This window comes from Ruegeria sp. CI5, assembly GCF_056536885.1.
Map to the genome: position 1 here is coordinate 481,056 of NZ_JBQFQN010000001.1, position 17,297 is coordinate 498,352.

The 17,297-nt window shown below is 62.4% G+C and carries 14 protein-coding genes; 11 read left to right on the plus strand and 3 right to left on the minus strand.

Going from position 1 to position 17,297, the window contains the following annotated elements:
- Positions 1-13: 13 nt before the first annotated feature.
- From dusB to ACR0BA_RS02480, 7 genes are all read left to right on the plus strand, one after another.
- Positions 14-1,030 carry a tRNA dihydrouridine synthase DusB gene (gene dusB / locus ACR0BA_RS02450; RefSeq protein WP_480726283.1) on the plus strand — a complete coding sequence of 339 codons (1,017 nt, stop codon included), beginning with the start codon at positions 14-16 and terminating at the stop codon, positions 1,028-1,030.
- Positions 1,027-2,106, plus strand: a complete 1,080-nt coding sequence (locus ACR0BA_RS02455) for a two-component system sensor histidine kinase NtrB (RefSeq protein ID WP_480694466.1) — start codon at positions 1,027-1,029, stop codon at positions 2,104-2,106. Before dusB ends, ACR0BA_RS02455 begins: the two co-directional genes overlap by 4 nt.
- Before the next feature lie 16 nt (positions 2,107-2,122).
- Complete coding sequence (locus ACR0BA_RS02460; protein WP_480726284.1) at positions 2,123-3,490, plus strand: response regulator; 1,368 nt, start codon at positions 2,123-2,125, stop codon at positions 3,488-3,490.
- A gap of 99 nt (positions 3,491-3,589) precedes the next feature.
- On the plus strand, positions 3,590-5,878 hold the full coding sequence (locus tag ACR0BA_RS02465) for a sensor histidine kinase NtrY-like (RefSeq protein ID WP_480726285.1): 2,289 nt from the start codon (positions 3,590-3,592) through the stop codon (positions 5,876-5,878).
- The gene (gene ntrX, locus ACR0BA_RS02470) at positions 5,875-7,284 is read left to right on the plus strand and encodes a nitrogen assimilation response regulator NtrX (RefSeq protein ID WP_170338876.1); all 1,410 of its coding nucleotides are present in this window, start codon (positions 5,875-5,877) and stop codon (positions 7,282-7,284) included. The genes ACR0BA_RS02465 and ntrX overlap by 4 nt, the downstream gene beginning before the upstream one ends.
- Before the next feature lie 40 nt (positions 7,285-7,324).
- Positions 7,325-7,897, plus strand: coding sequence for a helix-turn-helix domain-containing protein (locus tag ACR0BA_RS02475; RefSeq protein WP_480726287.1), 573 nt, complete (start codon positions 7,325-7,327; stop codon positions 7,895-7,897).
- Between the two features lie 43 nt (positions 7,898-7,940).
- Complete coding sequence (locus ACR0BA_RS02480; RefSeq protein ID WP_480726288.1) at positions 7,941-9,122, plus strand: MFS transporter; 1,182 nt, start codon at positions 7,941-7,943, stop codon at positions 9,120-9,122.
- A 10-nt stretch (positions 9,123-9,132) separates the two neighbouring features.
- Here the strand turns inward: ACR0BA_RS02480 and ACR0BA_RS02485 are convergent, their stop codons facing one another.
- On the minus strand, positions 9,133-9,612 hold the full coding sequence (locus ACR0BA_RS02485; RefSeq protein ID WP_170446311.1) for a hypothetical protein: 480 nt from the start codon (positions 9,610-9,612) through the stop codon (positions 9,133-9,135).
- A 96-nt stretch (positions 9,613-9,708) separates the two neighbouring features.
- Between ACR0BA_RS02485 and trkA the strand changes: the two genes are divergently transcribed.
- From trkA to hflX, 4 genes are all read left to right on the plus strand, one after another.
- The gene (gene trkA, locus ACR0BA_RS02490) at positions 9,709-11,085 is read left to right on the plus strand and encodes a Trk system potassium transporter TrkA (protein ID WP_093962234.1); all 1,377 of its coding nucleotides are present in this window, start codon (positions 9,709-9,711) and stop codon (positions 11,083-11,085) included.
- Positions 11,085-12,623 carry a TrkH family potassium uptake protein gene (locus tag ACR0BA_RS02495; protein WP_480726290.1) on the plus strand — a complete coding sequence of 513 codons (1,539 nt, stop codon included), beginning with the start codon at positions 11,085-11,087 and terminating at the stop codon, positions 12,621-12,623. The genes trkA and ACR0BA_RS02495 overlap by 1 nt, the downstream gene beginning before the upstream one ends.
- 133 nt (positions 12,624-12,756) lie before the next feature.
- The gene (gene hfq / locus ACR0BA_RS02500; protein ID WP_005982826.1) at positions 12,757-12,996 is read left to right on the plus strand and encodes an RNA chaperone Hfq; all 240 of its coding nucleotides are present in this window, start codon (positions 12,757-12,759) and stop codon (positions 12,994-12,996) included.
- Positions 12,996-14,267, plus strand: coding sequence for a GTPase HflX (hflX, locus tag ACR0BA_RS02505; protein ID WP_480726291.1), 1,272 nt, complete (start codon positions 12,996-12,998; stop codon positions 14,265-14,267). Before hfq ends, hflX begins: the two co-directional genes overlap by 1 nt.
- A 3-nt stretch (positions 14,268-14,270) precedes the next feature.
- On the opposite strand, the gene ACR0BA_RS02510 is transcribed toward hflX, so the two are convergent.
- Both ACR0BA_RS02510 and ACR0BA_RS02515 read right to left on the minus strand, forming a co-directional pair.
- Positions 14,271-14,666: an SgcJ/EcaC family oxidoreductase gene (locus ACR0BA_RS02510; RefSeq protein WP_480726293.1), complete on the minus strand. Its 396-nt coding sequence runs from the start codon at positions 14,664-14,666 to the stop codon at positions 14,271-14,273.
- 108 nt (positions 14,667-14,774) lie between these two features.
- Positions 14,775-17,237 carry a penicillin acylase family protein gene (locus ACR0BA_RS02515; RefSeq protein ID WP_480726295.1) on the minus strand — a complete coding sequence of 821 codons (2,463 nt, stop codon included), beginning with the start codon at positions 17,235-17,237 and terminating at the stop codon, positions 14,775-14,777.
- Positions 17,238-17,297 lie beyond the last annotated feature (60 nt).

Consider the following 17,297-nt stretch of genomic DNA (forward strand, 5'->3'; position numbering starts at 1 on the left):
CCCCGGATTCGATATGAAAACCGCAAATGCTCAAGGATTAGGCACGTTGACGCTGCGAATTGCCGAGAAAACTTTGACCCCGCCGGTTCTGCTGGCGCCGATGGCCGGAATCACCGACCGGCCGTTTCGCGACCTCGTCATGCGGTTCGGCGCCGGGATGGTGGTCAGCGAGATGGTCGCCAGCCAGGAAATGGTGCAGGCCAAGCCCGGCGTGCGCGAACGGGCCGAACTGTCAGCGGATGTGGAAAACACCGCCGTACAACTGGCCGGGCGCGACGCCTATTGGATGGCCGAGGCCGCGCGGCAGGTTGCCGACCGGGGCGCGCGGGTGATCGACATCAACATGGGCTGCCCGGCCAAGAAGGTGACGAACGGCTATTCCGGCTCGGCCCTGTTGAAGACGCCCGACCACGCCCTGACCTTGATCGAGGCGGTCGTGGGCGCGGTGGACGTTCCGGTGACGCTCAAGACCCGACTGGGCTGGGACGACACGCTACTGAACGCGCCGGACGTGGCGCGGCGGGCGCAGGAGGCCGGCGTTCAGATGGTGACGATCCACGGGCGCACGCGCTGTCAGTTCTACAAGGGTGAGGCGGATTGGGCCGCGATCCGGGCGGTCAAAGAGGCCGTCAGCATTCCGGTCGTGGCCAATGGCGACATCACCAGCCCTGAGCGTTCGCAGGCGGCGCTGGAACAGTCGGGCGCGGATGGCGTCATGGTGGGCCGTGGCGCGCAGGGCAAACCTTGGCTGCTGGCGCAGATCGCGCACGAGTTGTGGGGGACGCCGGCGCCAGAGGTTCCCGAGGGCGACGATCTGGCCGACATAGTGCGGGCGCATTATGAAGCGATGCTGGGGTTCTATGGCACCGATCTGGGGCTGCGTGTCGCACGCAAGCATCTGGGCTGGTACATGGACGAGGCCGGAACGCCGGCGTCGCTGCGCCGCGCTGTCCTGACCTCGCGCGATCCGGCCGAAGTTCTGCGGCTGATCGGCGACGCGTTGACGGAAAATGCCGAGGTGGCAGCATGATTTCGGATCAGGTCATCTGGGCATCGCTGCCGGTTCCCGCCTTCATCATCGACCCCGAGGATCGCATCGCCGACGTCAATTCCTCGGGTGAGGGGTTCCTGAACGCTTCGCGCAAATCGGTGGTCGGGCATCCGGTCTGGGACCAGATCGCCGTGGACGCGCCGTTGGAAGAGGCGTTCACGCGCGCCCGCGAACAGGGCACGCCATTGTTCGTGAATGACGTGGACGTGGGTTCGGGCAATCGCGCGCCGCTGCAATGCGCGCTGCAGATCGCGCCTCTGCTGGGGCATCCGGGGTCGATGATCATGATCGTCTCGCCGCGCGAACTGGCCAGCCGAATGACCCGCGGCAACACGGTCAAATCGGCGGCGCAGTCGGCGATCGGCATGGCCGAGATGCTGGCCCATGAAATCAAGAACCCGCTGGCCGGGATCACCGGTGCCGCACAGTTGCTGAGCATGAATATCGGCCCGCAAGACCTTGAACTTACAGATCTTATAGTTGCCGAAAGCCGCCGGATCGTGAAGTTGCTTGAGCAGGTCGAGCAGTTCGGAAACCTCTCGCGGCCCGAGTTCAAGCCGGTCAACATCCACGATGTTTTGGACCGCGCGCGCCGCTCGGCGCTGCTGGGCTTTGGCGCGGACATGACCATAATCGAGGACTACGACCCGTCGCTGCCACTGGCCTATGGTGATCCGGATCAGCTGTTACAGGTGGTTCTGAACCTGCTCAAGAACGCGTCCGAGGCCGCCGGCCCCGAGGGCGGGACGATCCGCCTGCACACCTATTTCGAACATTCCTTCCGCCTGCGGCGCAGTGATGGCTCGGGCCACTCGTTACCGCTGCAGATCGAGATCATCGATGATGGCCCGGGCCTGCCCGAGGACATCCGCGGCGACATTTTCGACCCGTTCGTTTCCGGCAAGGAAAACGGCACCGGCCTTGGCTTGGCACTGGTCAGCAAGATCGTATCCGACCACGACGGTTGGATCACGGCCGAGTCGGTGCCGGGGCGGACAGTCTTCCGGCTGTCACTGCGCCGCGCGCCGCGCGAGGCAGGGCAGGACAAAGAATAATCAAGGAGAACACCAGATGGATGGCACGGTACTGGTTGCAGATGATGACAGAACGATCCGGACGGTTCTGACCCAGGCCCTGACGCGGGCGGGCTGCAAGGTGCATGCGACCTCGTCCCTGACGACGCTGATGCGTTGGGTCGGCGAGGGCAAGGGCGACGTGGTGATCTCGGACGTGGTCATGCCCGATGGCAACGGGTTGGAAATGCTGCCCAAAATCGCGCAGGACCGGCCGGGCTTGCCGGTGATCGTGATCTCGGCCCAGAACACGATCATGACGGCGATCCAGGCGGCCGAGGCGGATGCCTATGACTATCTGCCCAAGCCGTTCGACCTGCCGGATCTGATGAAGCGCACCGCCCGGGCGTTGGACCGCAAGCAGCGGGTTCAGATCGAACCCGCGGACACATCCGAAGACCGCCCCGACGAGCTGCCATTGGTTGGCCGGACGCCGGTGATGCAAGCCCTGTACAGGTTGGTTGCCCGGGTCATGAACACCGATCTCTCGGTCATGATTTCCGGTGAAAGTGGCACGGGCAAATCTTCGATTGCGCGGGCAATTCACGATTTCTCAGACCGGCGGACACTGCCCTTTGTGACTGCTACTGCAGCAGACCTGCGCGACCTGGAGGGTCCGGCCCGGGTCATGGCCCGAGTGCGCGGCGGTACCTTGCTGATCGACGAAATTGCAGACCTGGACGATGAAATCCAGGCCCGGATCGTGCGGATGATGGATACGCCCGGCGACCACGTTCCGCGCTTCATGGCGACCAGCCAGTCGGACCTGACCGAGGCGATGGAAAGCGGGCGGGTGCGGCAGGACCTTTACTACCGCCTCTGCGGTGCCACCATCCATGTGCCAGCCCTGCGCGAGCGGGTCGACGACATCCTGTTGCTGGCCGAGCATTTTCTGGCCCGTGAAGAACGCGAAAACGGCACAAAGCGGCGGTTGGGCCCTGACGCGATCGAACTTGTGCGCCGGTATTCCTGGCCCGGCAACGTGCGGCAATTGGAAAACGCGATCCGACGGCTGAGCCTGACCAGCCGATCCGACGAAATCACCAAGTCCGAGGTCGAGGCCGTCTTGGGCAGTCAGCCCGAGGCCGAACCACTGCTGAGCGGGAGCGAACGAGAGAAGCTGTCGTCGTCGGTTGCGCGGCATCTGCGGCGTTACTTCGACCTTCATGGAAACATGCTGCCGCCACCGGGTCTGTACCAGCGCATTCTGCGCGAGGTCGAGGCACCGTTGATCGAAATCGCTCTGGATGCGACCGGAGGAAATCAGGCAAAATGTGCTGATTTGCTGGGGATCAACCGGAATACGCTGCGCAAAAAAATTACTGATCTCGATATTCAGGTGACACGTCGACGCAAACTGATGTAATCTCGCCACACAAACCGTGGCATCCGGGCACGATCCCGGAAAAGACCACGACATATGGCGGTACGCCGCGAAAGCGGCACATCAGGATGAGGGCAGACGGTGGTATCCCGGGCACAGAAACGGCCGGCATTATCCCTGAATCGGTGGCGTAAGTCCCGGAAACTGCGCAATTTCGGCACCTTGGGGCTGGTTGTGTTGGGGCCGGTCCTGACACTTGCGACCTACCTTGTAATCGGGCCGTTTGACCTGGGTGCGAATGCCCCCACGCTTCGGCTGATTCTGCTGGCAGACCTTGTCTACATTCTGGTCGTGGCGGCCCTGGTTCTGGGGCAGTTGGGCAATCTTATTGCGGCGCGCCGGGCCAAATCGGCGGGCTCTCGCCTACACCTGAGGCTGATCGGGGCGTTCACGCTGTTGGCGCTGGTGCCCACGGTGACGGTTGCGATTTTTGCCGGTCTGACCGTGAATATCGGGCTTGAGGGATGGTTCTCGGACAGGGTCAGGCAGGTGGTCGGATCTTCGCTGACGGCCGCCGAGGCCTATGAACAAGAGCACGAACAGGGTCTGACGCAGGATGCCACGGTTCTTGCGCGGTTTCTGGACAATGCACGCAAGCTGGACTTCTACATCTCGGATGCCGAGCTGCGCGAGGTGCTGGCCCAGGGGCAGGCACAGATTCAGCGCGGACTGCGCGAAGCCTACGTGATTGACGGCAGTGGTGAAATCCGGGCCCGCGGAGACAGGTCTTATCTGTTCAACTACGAACCGCCGACACCCGAGCAGTTGGAGCAGGCCCGAGACGAGGGTCTGTTGATCATCGCGGACTGGCCCAACAACGAATTCCGGGCTCTGGTGCCGCTGCGCGCCTATCTGGACCGATACCTGTATGTCAGCCGCGCCGTAGATGGCCAGTTGTTGACCCTTTTGGACGACACCAAGGAAACCGCGCAGTTCTATCAACAGTTGGAAAACGAACGGGGCAGGGTGCTGTTCGAGTTCGGGCTGCTGTATCTGGGGTTCGCGGTAATCCTTATTTTGGCGGCCGTTTCGCTGGGTATGTGGTTCGCCGAGCGGCTCTCGCGCCCGGTTGGTCGCCTGACCACCGCCGCGCAGCGGGTAGGGGCCGGTGATCTGGACGTGCAGGTCATCGAGGAGGCCAGCGACGACGAAATCGCCATGCTGGGGCGCTATTTCAACCAGATGACCCGGCAATTGAAGGCGCAGCGGGGTACGCTGCTGGAAAACACCCGCCAGATCGAAAGCCGCCGCCGACTGTTCGACTCGGTGCTCAGCTCGGTGACTTCTGGCGTTGTCGGGGTGGATCCGGATGGTCAGGTGACATTCGTCAACCGCTCGGCCGAGCGCTTGCTTGACTGGAAAGGCCATGAGCAACAACTGGCTATTGGCATCGCCGTGCCCGAGTTCCTGCCTTTGTTCGAAGCGCTGAAAGAAGGCAACCAGGAAGCAATTCAGGACGAAATCAAGGTCACCCGCAAGGGACAGTTGGAAAACCTGCTGGTCCGGATGGCGACCCGACGCGGCGAGGACGGCAGGCTGGAAGGTTACGTGGTCGCCTTTGACGACGTGACCGATCTGGTCAGCGCCCAGCGTATGGCGGCCTGGGGTGATGTTGCACGCCGCATCGCGCATGAGATCAAGAACCCGCTGACCCCCATTCAGCTGAGCGCCGAACGCATCCGGCGGAAGTTTGCGCGGAAGCTGGATGAAGAGGACAGCGCCAGCCTGGAATCCATGACTGACGTGATCGTCCGTCAGACCAACGATCTGCGCCGGATCGTCGACGAATTCTCGAAGTTCGCGCGCATGCCCGAGCCCGACCGGCACGAGGAAGACATCGCGGGCTTGGTGCGTGAGGCGGTTCTGCTGCAGCAGGCCGGTCAGCCAGACGTTCAGATCGATGCGGAGATCCCGGACAAGCCAGTATTGGCTGATGTGGACGCGACGATGTTGAACCAAGCGCTCACGAATCTGATCAAGAACGCCGGCGAAGCGATCGAAACCCTGAAAAAGAAGGGCCCGCCCGACAACCTCAGCCCGCAGATCAAGGTGCGCCTGTCCACGGATGACGACGGAACACTGATCACCATCGCGGACAACGGCATCGGGCTGCCGGAAGACCGGGCGCGGCTGTTCGAGCCCTATGTGACGACGCGCGACGAAGGGACTGGCCTGGGCCTTCCCATCGTCAAGAAAATTATTGAAGAACACGGCGGCACGCTGACCCTTGAGGATGCGCCCGTGTTCGACGGACAGGACCATTTTGGCGCAATGGCCGTGATCCGGTTGCCGAAGGCCAACACGGCCCCGGTCGCAGCGCCGCAAAAGCAGGCAATTAAATCCAAGACACTGAAAGCAGGCCAAAGATGAGCGACATTCTGATCGTAGATGACGAGCGCGATATTCGCGAACTGGTGTCCGACATTCTGGAGGACGAAGGATATTCCACCCGGCTGGCCGGCAACTCGGACGAGTGCATGGCTGCGATCAACGCGGAACCACCCGGGCTGTTGATCCTGGACATCTGGCTCAAGGACAGCCGCATGGATGGGATCGACATTCTGAAGGCGGTCAAACGCGACAATCCGGATGTTCCGGTGGTGATCATATCGGGGCACGGAAATATCGAAATCGCCGTCGCTGCGATCAAGCAGGGGGCATATGATTTCATCGAAAAACCCTTCAACATCGATCAGTTGATGGTGGTGATCCGCCGCGCGATGGAAACGTCGCGCCTTCGTCGCGAGAATGCCTCGCTCAAGCGCAAGGAAGTCAGCAATTCCGATATGATCGGCAAGTCGGCTGCGTTCCGCGCGATGCTGAGCCAGTTGGACAAGGTGACCAAATCCAACGGTCGGGTCATGCTGCGCGGTCCCGCCGGATCGGGCAAGGAAATCGCCGCGCGCTACATTCACGCCCACTCGAACCGGGCGAACGCGCCCTTTGTCACGGTCAACTGCGCCGGGGTCGAGCCCGAGCGCATGGAAGAAGTTCTGTTCGGCCGTGAATCCGCCGAGCGTGGCGTTGAATCCGGTCTGCTCGAACAGGCCCATGGCGGTGTGGTCTATTTCGACGAGGTTGCCGACATGCCGTTGGGCACGCAGTCCAAGATCTTGCGCGTTCTCGTTGATCAGCAGTTTCAGCGGGTGGGTGGCTCGGACAACGTCCGTGTCGATCTGCGTGTGATCTCTTCCACTAACCGCGACCTTGAAACCGAGATTGCCGCGGACCGGTTCCGCGAAGAGCTGTATCACCGCCTCAACGTCGTCCCGATCGCGGTGCCGTCTTTGGAAGAACGGCGCGAGGATATTCCTGTCCTCGCCAAGCATTTCATCGAGATGTGCAACGAAACCCAGGGCCTCCCCGTGCGCGAGTTGTCGGAAGAGGCCGTCGCTCTGCTGCAGACCATGAGTTGGCCCGGCAACGTGCGCCAGTTGAAGAACCTGGTCGAGCGGGTCTTGATCCTTGGTGATGGCACCGGACCGATCGAAGCGCGGGAATTGCCGAATGAGGAGGAAAAGGCCGACGATTCCGGCCGGGTCGTGCTGTCGGGCGCTCTGGCAACGCTGCCACTGCGCGAGGCACGAGAGGCGTTCGAGCGTGAGTATCTGCTGACCCAGATCAATCGCTTTGGCGGCAATATCAGCCGCACGGCCAGTTTCGTTGGAATGGAACGCAGCGCCTTGCACCGCAAGCTGAAATCGTTGGGTGTAGTCACGTCGAACAAGTCGGGCGCGCGGGTGGCGCAACTAGACGAGCCTGAACCGGCGGAATAGGGGCCGGCCATACCGGCAGGACAACGGGAGGCGCCCGGCCATGACGCTATCGATGATCCAGAAGGGATTTCCCGCCTTTGGTCGTCGTCTCAAACGGCTTCGGCGGGCCACCGGGATGAAGCAGGCGGCGCTTGCACATGTGATGCGGGTCGATCAGGCCACGGTGTCGCGCTGGGAAAACGGGGTCCAGACCCCAAGCCCTGAACAACAGGCCGCGGTTTTCGCGGCGCTTTCGGATCACCGCGCCGACGATGCAGCACTGAAGCGGCTTGTCGGCACTTCGCAAGCCTGTCTGCATCTGGTGGACGAAGCGAGCCATGTTTGTCTGGCCTATTCACCCAGCCGCGCACGGGATTGGTCAGCGAGCCAGCACTCGTTGTTGGGGGTGTCGCTGTGGCAGTTTGCGACCGACGAGATCCGCCAGGCCGAAATGGAGCTGACGGACGAGGGTTGGTGGGACCTTCAGGTGCCAAATCCCAAAGCTTTCATCACTTCTCAGGCCATGCACGACCAGATCACCATCAGCGCAGGCCAAATCGTATGGGAGCGGCTGTATCTGGCCGATGGAACCCCAGTGCGCCTTGTCAGCGGCACGCGCGTACGCGCCGCATAATATATGCGTTCACCTCGCCGGGGGGCGAGGGTAGAACTCGGGTGTGACACAATCTTTTCGCATATTCCTGCAGGTGATCCTGTTATGGGTGGCCGGACTGGGCGCGGCCACGCAATTCGCCAAGATCGCCGTTGCCTTCGACGCGGTCGGTGCATTGTACCCAGGCTATGGGGATTCGATCGGCTGGTTGTTGTCGATCATCAGTTTGATGGGCGCCGTGCTGGGGGCCATGTCAGGCGCCATTACCGCGCAGTTAGGACCGGTCCGCCTGCTGGTGTTCGGTTTGCTTCTGGGCGGCGTTGTATCGGTGTTCCAGTCCACCATTCCCGGTTTTCACGTGATGCTGGGCAGCCGGATCATCGAGGGCGTTTCGCATCTGGCGATCGTGGTTGCTGCTCCGACGCTGATCGCACAGATCACACGCGGAGCCGCGCGCAATGCCGCCATGGTGTTGTGGAGTTCTTTCTTTGGAGTTGCCTTTGCGCTGAACGCTTGGTTCGGCCTTCCGTTGATCCAGCGTTTTGGATTGGCGGATTTCTTCATGGGCCACGGGTTCCTGATGGCGCTGATTGCAGGACTGGTCGCCCTGTTTCCGCCAAAGGTTCCGCCCATCGCGACGGAACGGCATGGGTGGGGGCTGGGGTCCATCCTGCAGACGCATCTAGAAACCTACCGCTCGCCTCGCATGGCAGCACCGGCGATCGGATGGTTCTTCTATACACTGACCTTCGTGTCGTTGCTGGCGATCCTGCCCGGCCGTATGCCCGAAGATCAGTCGGTTCTTGTAGCCAGTCTGATGCCGCTGGCAGGTATCGTGCTGTCGTGGATCGCGGTACCCGTGCTCTTGACGTTCCTGACCGCGGTCACGGTTGTAAATCTTGGTTTTGCGGCCGGGATGGCTGCCCTTGCCCTGCTGTTTTTCGGAGCGCCTCTGCCCATTGTCGGCATTGCACTGTTTGCGGTGTTGGGCCTGGTGCAGGGCGGCAGTTTCGCGGCGGTTCCTCAACTGAATGGCTCGGCCCGGGATCAGGCGCTGAGTTATGGGGCGATGGCGCAGATGGGAAATGCGGGAAACCTGCTGGGCACACCTGTTCTGCTTGCAATCCTTTGGCGCGCCGGAGAAGGCTCGATGTTTGTGGCAGTACTTGTATTCTATGCGGCCGCCATCGCAGCACATTTGTTCCTGTCACTCCGCCGGCGATCGTCACCCGACGATCTGGACTGAGGTCAGTCGATCAGCCCGGCAACCCCGGCGTGATGATCTGGAATGACCCGTCGTCGAATTTGACGAAACAAGAGGCCGTGCCCAATGGCGGCAGGACGGTTGTTCGGGTCGGCGGAACGCCCGATTTGACCGACTGTTTGCAGGGCGGCAGGCTGACGGGGCGGTATCCCTTCTTGGCCATGCACTGCGCCTCGACCGTGTTTCGCAGCCCCTGATTTACATCTACGGTGTAAACGCGGCCCGGCTCCCACCATCCTCCGGTGCGGTAGCATCGCCCGCGCCCGTCGCAATAGGTGCGGCCCGGCCAATAGGTGGGCGGGCTTTGGCGCACCTGGTTTGCAACCGGTGCATCCTTCAGCGCCTGCACTTGGCATTCGGTCGTTTCGGCCTGCATCCGCGAGACGCTTTCGCCTTCGCGATAATACATCGACAACGGCCCGCATCCGGCCAGCAGGGCAAGGGGAACAAGCAATCGAAGCACTGTTTTCATTCGCTTATCTTGCATCACACAGGCCGTCATGACAATTCGATTGACCGCTCTGTGGGCATCTGTCATTCAAAACGCTCAGGCAGAAAGGCCAAAGGCATGAAGGTCATCATTTGTGGCGCCGGCCAGGTGGGCTGGCAGATTGCTCGGCACCTTTCGGGCGAATTGAATGACGTCACCGTTGTGGACAACAACCCTGACCTGGTACGCCGGGCGACCGAGACTCTGGACGTTCAGGGCATCGCCGGCTTCGCCAGCTATCCCGACGTGCTCGAGCGGGCCGGAGCCCGTGACGCCGACATGATCATCGCCGCGACCCATTCGGACGAGGTGAACATGGTCACCTGCCAGATGGCGCACTCGGTGTTCTCGATCCAGCGCAAGATCGCGCGGTTGCGGTCGAAATCCTACCTCGAAGCGATCCATCGCGACTTGTACCGCCGCGACCATCTTCCGATCGACGTGGTGATCAGCCCCGAACGTGAAGTGGCCGCAGCAGCCATGCGCCGCCTGTCGGCGCCTGCGGCTTTTGACACGGAACTGTTCATGGATGGCAAGGCGCAGCTTCTGGGTATTCGGATCGCCGAGGATTGCCCGATCGTCAACACGCCCCTGCGCCAACTGACAGACCTGTTTTCAACGCTTAGCGCCATCGTGGTGGGTATTCGCCGCGACGGAACGCTGTTTGCGCCGGAATCCGAGGACCAATTGTTCGTCGGTGACGAATGCTATGTCTTTACCAGCGTCCAAGACGTTGATCGTACGATGGAAGTATTCGGTAAATCACAGAAAAAACAGGATCGCGTGGTCATCGTGGGCGGCGGGAACGTCGGCCTCGAAGTCGCCCGGACGCTGGAAGAGCGCGAGGGACGCATCCGTGCAAAGGTTATCGAACGTGACCGGCGCTGTGCGGAACTGGCCGCCGAGTCGCTGGAGCGTACGATCGTTCTGAACGGCGACGGTCTGGATTCCGCGCTGTTGAGCGAAGCGGGGATCGAGCGCGCGGACGCGATGCTGGCCGTCACCGATGATGACCGGACCAACATGCTGGCTGCGGTACGGGCCAAGGCCGAAGGTTGTCCGCTGGCGATTGCGCTGATCAACGACCCCAGCATGGTGGCCTTGATGGGGCCATTGGGGATTGACGCCTATATCAACCCGCGGGCCACGACCGTCAGTTCGATCCTTCGCCATATCCGGCATGGCCGGGTGCGACAGGTCTATTCGATCGGCGATGCCGAGGCCGAAGTGATCGAGGCCGAAGTGCTGTCGACCTCGCCAATGGCCGGGCAGAAACTGCGCGACATCGACTTTCCCGAAGGCGTCCTGGTCGGCGCGGTGCGCAAGGGCGACGAGGTCCTGCGGCCCACTGGCAGTCTGCGGATTGACGAAAAGGACGTGGTTGCGATTTTTGCAATGGCCAATGATGTACCCGAGGTCGAACGCCTGATGCAGGTTTCGATCGACTTTTTCTGATGGCTGTCGCCCGCGCACCCAAAATCAGCGTTATTCGGCGGCTACCGCTGTTTCTGTTGATCTCGGCGGTTGTGTCCCTGGCGATGTGGATCCCGGCGATCTACGCCCTTGCCTTGGATGACCATCCAACGTCGCGGTCGTTCTTCTATTCGGGTTTGGTTGGGCTGTTCCTGGTCACGATCGTAGGCCTGGCGACGGCCAGCCGGCAGCCGCGGCGCGGAACCTTGGGGCAGTTGGCGGTCCTGCTGGGCTCGTTGACGGTATTGCCGTTGTTTCTGGCCGTTCCGGTCCATGACGCGTTGGGGAACACGACCTTTCTGAACGCCTATTTTGACATGGTCAGCGCCATCACCACCACCGGAGCGGACCTGTTTCCCGACCCCGAGCGCCTGTCGGCGCCGGTTCACCTGTGGCGGGCACTCGTCGGCTGGATGGGTGGGTTGCTGATGTGGATCTCGGCGGCTGCGATCCTGGCGCCTCTGTCCTTGGGCGGGTTCGAGATTACCGCGCGCGGACAGCCGGGCCGCCCGGTTTCCGGCGTAGCCCAGAGCGAAAGGGTTGACCCGCGGGGGCGACTGCTCCGTGTGACGGCGACATTGACCCCGGTTTATGCCAGCCTCACAGCGGTAATCTGGGTCTTGCTGTTGATCGCCGGAGAAAAGGGCCTGACGGCCATCTGCCACGCAATGTCGGTGATGGCCACGTCCGGCATATCGCCAGTGGGCGGGTTGGAAGGGTCCACCGCCGGGATCACCGGCGAGGCCATCCTGTTTCTGTTCCTGTTCTTTGCCTTGTCCCGCCTGACCTTCTCAAAGGACACCGCAACAACCGGCTATTCCCGGCTGGACCACGATCCGGAATTCCGGATCGGCCTGATGATCGTTGTCGGCGTGGCGGCATTGTTGGTCTTCCGGGTGCTGGCCGGGGTTGCCGAGATCGGCGGGCAGGTGACGGGCCTGCAAACGCTGAACGTCATCTGGGGCATGTTGTTCACGGTGATGTCGTTCCTGACGACGGCCGGGTTCGAAAGCGCTTATTGGAACGACGCGCAACAGTTGTCCGGTCTGGGAACACCGGGGCTTGTGCTGATGGGGCTTGCGCTTATCGGGGGCGGAGTCGCCACCACCGCCGGCGGGGTCAAGCTGTTGCGGGTTTATGCTTTGTACCTGAATGGCGCGCGTGAACTGGACAGGCTGATCCACCCGTCATCGGTAAGCGGGGCAGGCGGTGGCAACCGCCGCATCCAAAGTCAGGGTGCGTTCATCGCCTGGGTCTTTCTGATGATGTTCGCGCTGACGCTTGCGTTGCTTGATGTCGTTCTGGCCGCCGAGGGGGTTGGGTTTGAGCGAGCCATGGTGCTGAGCGTCGCGGTGCTGAGCACGACCGGTCCGTTGATCGAACTGGCCACCGATCTGCCGATCCGTCTGATCGATCTGTCGGCCGGGTCCAAGCTGACCATGTGCGCCGGGATGGTGATCGGCCGGCTGGAGACTCTGGCGATCATCGCGTTGATCACTCCGGCCCTGTGGCGGGATTGAACCGCCAATTCGGGCCTTCACGTTACTGCCTGATTTTTCATCTGGAATATCTCTGCGCGTCACTCCATACTCGCGCGGAGGGAGCGCGTTGGTCCGCAGCGCGTAAGCAAGAACAACGGCGAGATAACAAAATATGGCTTCGGACAGACAGAATCTTCAGGATGCCTTCCTGAACAATGTACGGAAAGCAAAGGTTCCCGTTACAATTTTCCTGATCAACGGCGTGAAATTGCAGGGTGTCATCACCTGGTTCGACAATTTCTGCGTATTGTTGCGCCGCGACGGACAGTCGCAGCTTGTCTACAAGCACGCGATCTCGACCATCATGCCGTCGCAGCCGATCAACCTGTATGAGGGCGAAGACGCCTCTTGATGGAACATGACCGGAGGCGCACCCGGGCTTGGGTGCTGCATCCCGATATCAAGTCAGATGACCAGCGCCGCGACCCGGTTCCGGCGCTGGAAGAGGCGGTGGCGCTGGCTGCCGCCTTGCCCGATCTGGATGTGATCGGGTCCGAGATCGTGCGCCTGCCACGCGCGCAGCCCGGCCTGCTGTTCGGCAGCGGCAAGATCGAGGAACTGGGCGCGCGTTTTGCGGAAAACGAGATCGAGCTGGTTCTGATCGACGGGCCGGTCACCCCGGTTCAGCAGCGCAACTTGGAAAAGGCCTGGAAGGTCAAGATCCTCGACCGGACGGGGCTGATTCTGGAAATCTTCTCGGACCGCGCCCGCACGCGCGAGGGGGTGCTGCAGGTCGAGATGGCCGCGCTCAGCTATCAGCGCACGCGCCTGGTGCGGGCCTGGACCCACCTTGAACGTCAGCGCGGTGGGCTGGGCTTTGTCGGCGGGCCGGGGGAAACCCAGATCGAGGCCGACCGGCGTGCGATCGACGATCAATTGGTCCGCTTGCGCCGCCAGTTGCAGAAGGTCGTGAAAACCCGAAGCCTGCACCGCGCCGCGCGGGCCAAGGTGCCCTATCCGATCGTGGCGCTGGTGGGCTACACCAACGCGGGCAAATCGACGCTGTTCAACCGCCTGACCGGGGCCGAAGTCATGGCCAAGGACATGCTGTTTGCCACGCTGGATCCGACCATGCGCCGGATTGAACTGCCCGACGGCCCCGAGGTGATCCTGTCGGACACCGTGGGTTTCATCTCGAACCTGCCGACCGAACTGGTCGCGGCCTTCCGCGCCACGCTCGAGGAGGTTCTGGCCGCCGATCTGATCGTGCATGTCCGCGACATCAGCCATGCCGAGACCGAAGAGCAGGCCGAGGATGTGCGCACGATCATGGCCTCGCTGGGTGTGGACGATACCCGCCCACAGCTTGAAGTCTGGAACAAGATCGACCTTCTGTCCGACGAAGACCGGCAGGCCGTGCAGGCCCGGGCCGAGCGCGATCCGGCGGTGTTCCCGATCTCGGCCGTGACCGGTGAGGGCATCGACCCGCTGCTGTCCGAGATCGCCACAATCCTGCAGGGCGTGCGCCGGGAAGAGGTTCTGAAACTGGGGTTCGCCGACGGCAACAAACGCGCCTGGCTGTTCCGACAGGACGTGGTGCGCGGCGAAAAACAGACCGAGGACGGGTTCGAGATCACCGTTCTTTGGACCGACAAGCAGGCCAACCAGTTTGCGGGCCTCTGACGGTCAGGTCCCGTCGATCTGGCGCTGATGGTCGTCGGCATCGAACCAGCCCAACGACGACTGGATTTTGTACTCCGCATCCAGCTCCCATTCTTCCCAGCCGCGCGTGATCACCGCATTGCCGGTCTGGGCATGGTGCCCTTCAAGGGTCCAGACGAAAATGGCGTGGGGACCGGCCCATCGCAGCATATCGCAGCGCACTTCAAGATCGGGAAAGTCAGTCTGAAACCCGCGCGCCATTTCCGCGATGGCCGCCCGGCCGACGATAGGGTCGCCGCGATTGATCGTGATCTGCCCATCCGACGTAAAGAATTGGGCCACGGCATCGGCGTCACCCGAGCTCCAGGCGATGGCATAGTCGCGGGCTAGATTGTTCAGGGTATCGCGCAAACTGGCCATGATTTTCCCCCTCGCGCTGCGGTCCGGGCGCTCCGGAATGGTAGGCCAAGCCACGGGGCCACGTCCACGGGGCGACAAAAAAGGGGCGGGGGTCCGCCGAAACCCCGCCTATTGCGGCATCAGACGGGTGGTCCCGACGGCGGCGGCGCGGGCCAGATCCAGATCCAGCGACATTGGAATGTACTCACCCCTGCGCCAAAGTTGCGCCTGATCGTCATAGTAGCGCGACAGGAAGTGGCCCGATTGCCCGGTGGCCGTGATGAAGACCGAGCTGTCGGGGTCGGCAAAGTCATAGACCCCGCGATAGCCCGCGCCGTGCACGTTCTGGAACGGGTCAGGCCCTTCGCCCGAGGTGCGCCCGCGCAGCAGGGTGTTGTCGCCGCCGCTGGTCGATTGGCGGATGTTAACAAAATAGCGCAGCACCGGAACCTCGCCCAGCACCGGGTGGTCATGGGTGGCCTGGTGGGCATCGCCCCAGCGCAAGGATTCCAGTTGGCTGCCATAACGTTCGGAGATCCAGACCAGCGCATCGTCCAGGGCCAGCCGGGCCATGTCGGTGCAGGTTTCCACCGGCGCGCTCTGCCGGACGTCGCACCAGGCCGAGGCCCCGTCGATGTCGCGGTAGACGCGTTCGATGAACAGGGGCTCGACATGCTTGAATTCCTTGGCCAGCGGCCCGAGGTCATCGGCGATCAGGCGTTTTTGCAGCGCGCGGACCCAGGCCGCGTAGATTAGCGGCTCGGGCAGGTGCTCGTTCATCTCGCCGTTCCATTCGGCCAGCAGGGTCAGGGCGATCTGGCGCTGGCGTTCGAGGGTGCCTTCGGGCGCGGCATCGCCGGTGAACCAAAGGTCGGCCCCAATTAGCGGCAGCAGCGACCGCGCGGTGAAGCTGACCGTGTCCAGCTGCGCCTCGATGAAGCTGTCGCGGGTGTGCACCTCGCGGGATTGCATCAGGAATTCCCAGCGGTGGACGCGCTGCGTATCGCCCCATTCATAGGACACGTGCAGGGGGAAGGGCCGGTCCATGATCTTGTTGTTGGTGTTGCCCAGTACGCCGCCGGCCGGAGCCACGAATTCGGGGTTGTCGGAATAGGGCAGACGCCCCTGCCAGCGGTTTGCCGCGATCCAGCCCGGCGTCGGGATGCGGCCGCGGCTTTGGTTGTTGAGGTCGCGGCTGGGCATTGCGCCGATGAGTTTCATGCCGACGGTCGTCTTGTCGACTACCGACAGGTTTTGCGACGGTGCGATGAACAGCTCAGCGGCTTCAATCGCTTCACGCACGGTATCCGCGCTCATCAGCGCCATTGAGGCGCTGATCGAGGTGTCGCGCGGGCTGAGCGCCGTCCAAGACAGCGAGGCGACATGCCCCGGCGGTGTGATGGTTTCCAAGTTGTAATGGGTGCCGGGCAGGACGGGGCCGTTCTCGGTCCAGCGCAGGGTCAGAGTGATCGGGGGGGCGTCCTTGATCTCGATGATTGAAGGGCGCGACTTGAAGGGTTTGAATCCCTCGGGCGTCAGGTATTCCTCGGGGTTGTCGGGATTCACTCTTTCGATATGCACGTCCTGATCGTCCAGATAGGACGAGGTCAAGCCCCATCCCAGCCGGTCACTGCGGCCGGACATAACCGCCGGAATGCCGGGGATGGTGGCGCCGATCACGCCGCCCTTGGCCAGTTCAAGACGCGCCAGATACCAGATCCCCGGCGCAGTCAGGCCCAGATGGGGATCGTTGGCCAACAGGGTTCCACCGGTGGCCGAGCGCGACGGAGCCGCAGACCATGCATTCGAGGCACCCGCCAACCCGCGCTGCGGGACCGGGTTCAGCCATGAGGGCGCCGGTTCAGAATTGGCGGCATAGCGGGGCAGGTTGGGAAACAGCGCCGCATATTCGGGCAGCGCTGCAATGCCCGCGCCAGGCACGTCCGGCAGAATATCTGACAGCCGCTGCGGATCGTTCAGCATCAACGAGGTGCGCGCCCGCAGCACTTCGTCCTGCAAATGCCCGGATAGCTGAACCGCCATCAGCTTGATCATGGCTATGCTGTCACCCGGTTGCCAAGGAGCAACCGGTGCGTTGAACAAGAACATTTCGGGCGCGCCGCGGCCCAGGGCGTTTTCGTTGATTTCGTCCAGCCGCGCATTGACACCGGCGGCATAGGCGCGAAGAGCGGCCTTGGTGTAATCGTCCTGAACCTCGAAGGACTGATGCGCCAGCCCGTATAGATCCAGCCGACGCATGAGTTTGTCGATATGCACGGTCCGCTGGCCAAAAACCTCGGACAGGCGTCCCTGCACGGTCCGGCGCATGACCGTCATCTGCCACAACCGGTCCTGGGCATGCGCATAGCCCAGACCGAAGAACACGTCGGGGTCGGTCTGCCCCAGGATGTGAGGCACGTTGGCTGTGTCGCGCACGATCTCGACCGGGGCATTCAGGCCTTTGACCTGCAGCGTTTGGTCGTAGTCAGGCAGCGACTGGCTGGCCAGGAAATACACCAGACCGATCGCCGCGAGGGTCAGCAGGACCAGACCCGAGGCGATACGCATCAACCAGCGAAAGACGACACCCATCAGCAGCGCACCATTTGAATTTGCAGATCAGGCGAAGGTTAATTCATGGCTCTGGCGACC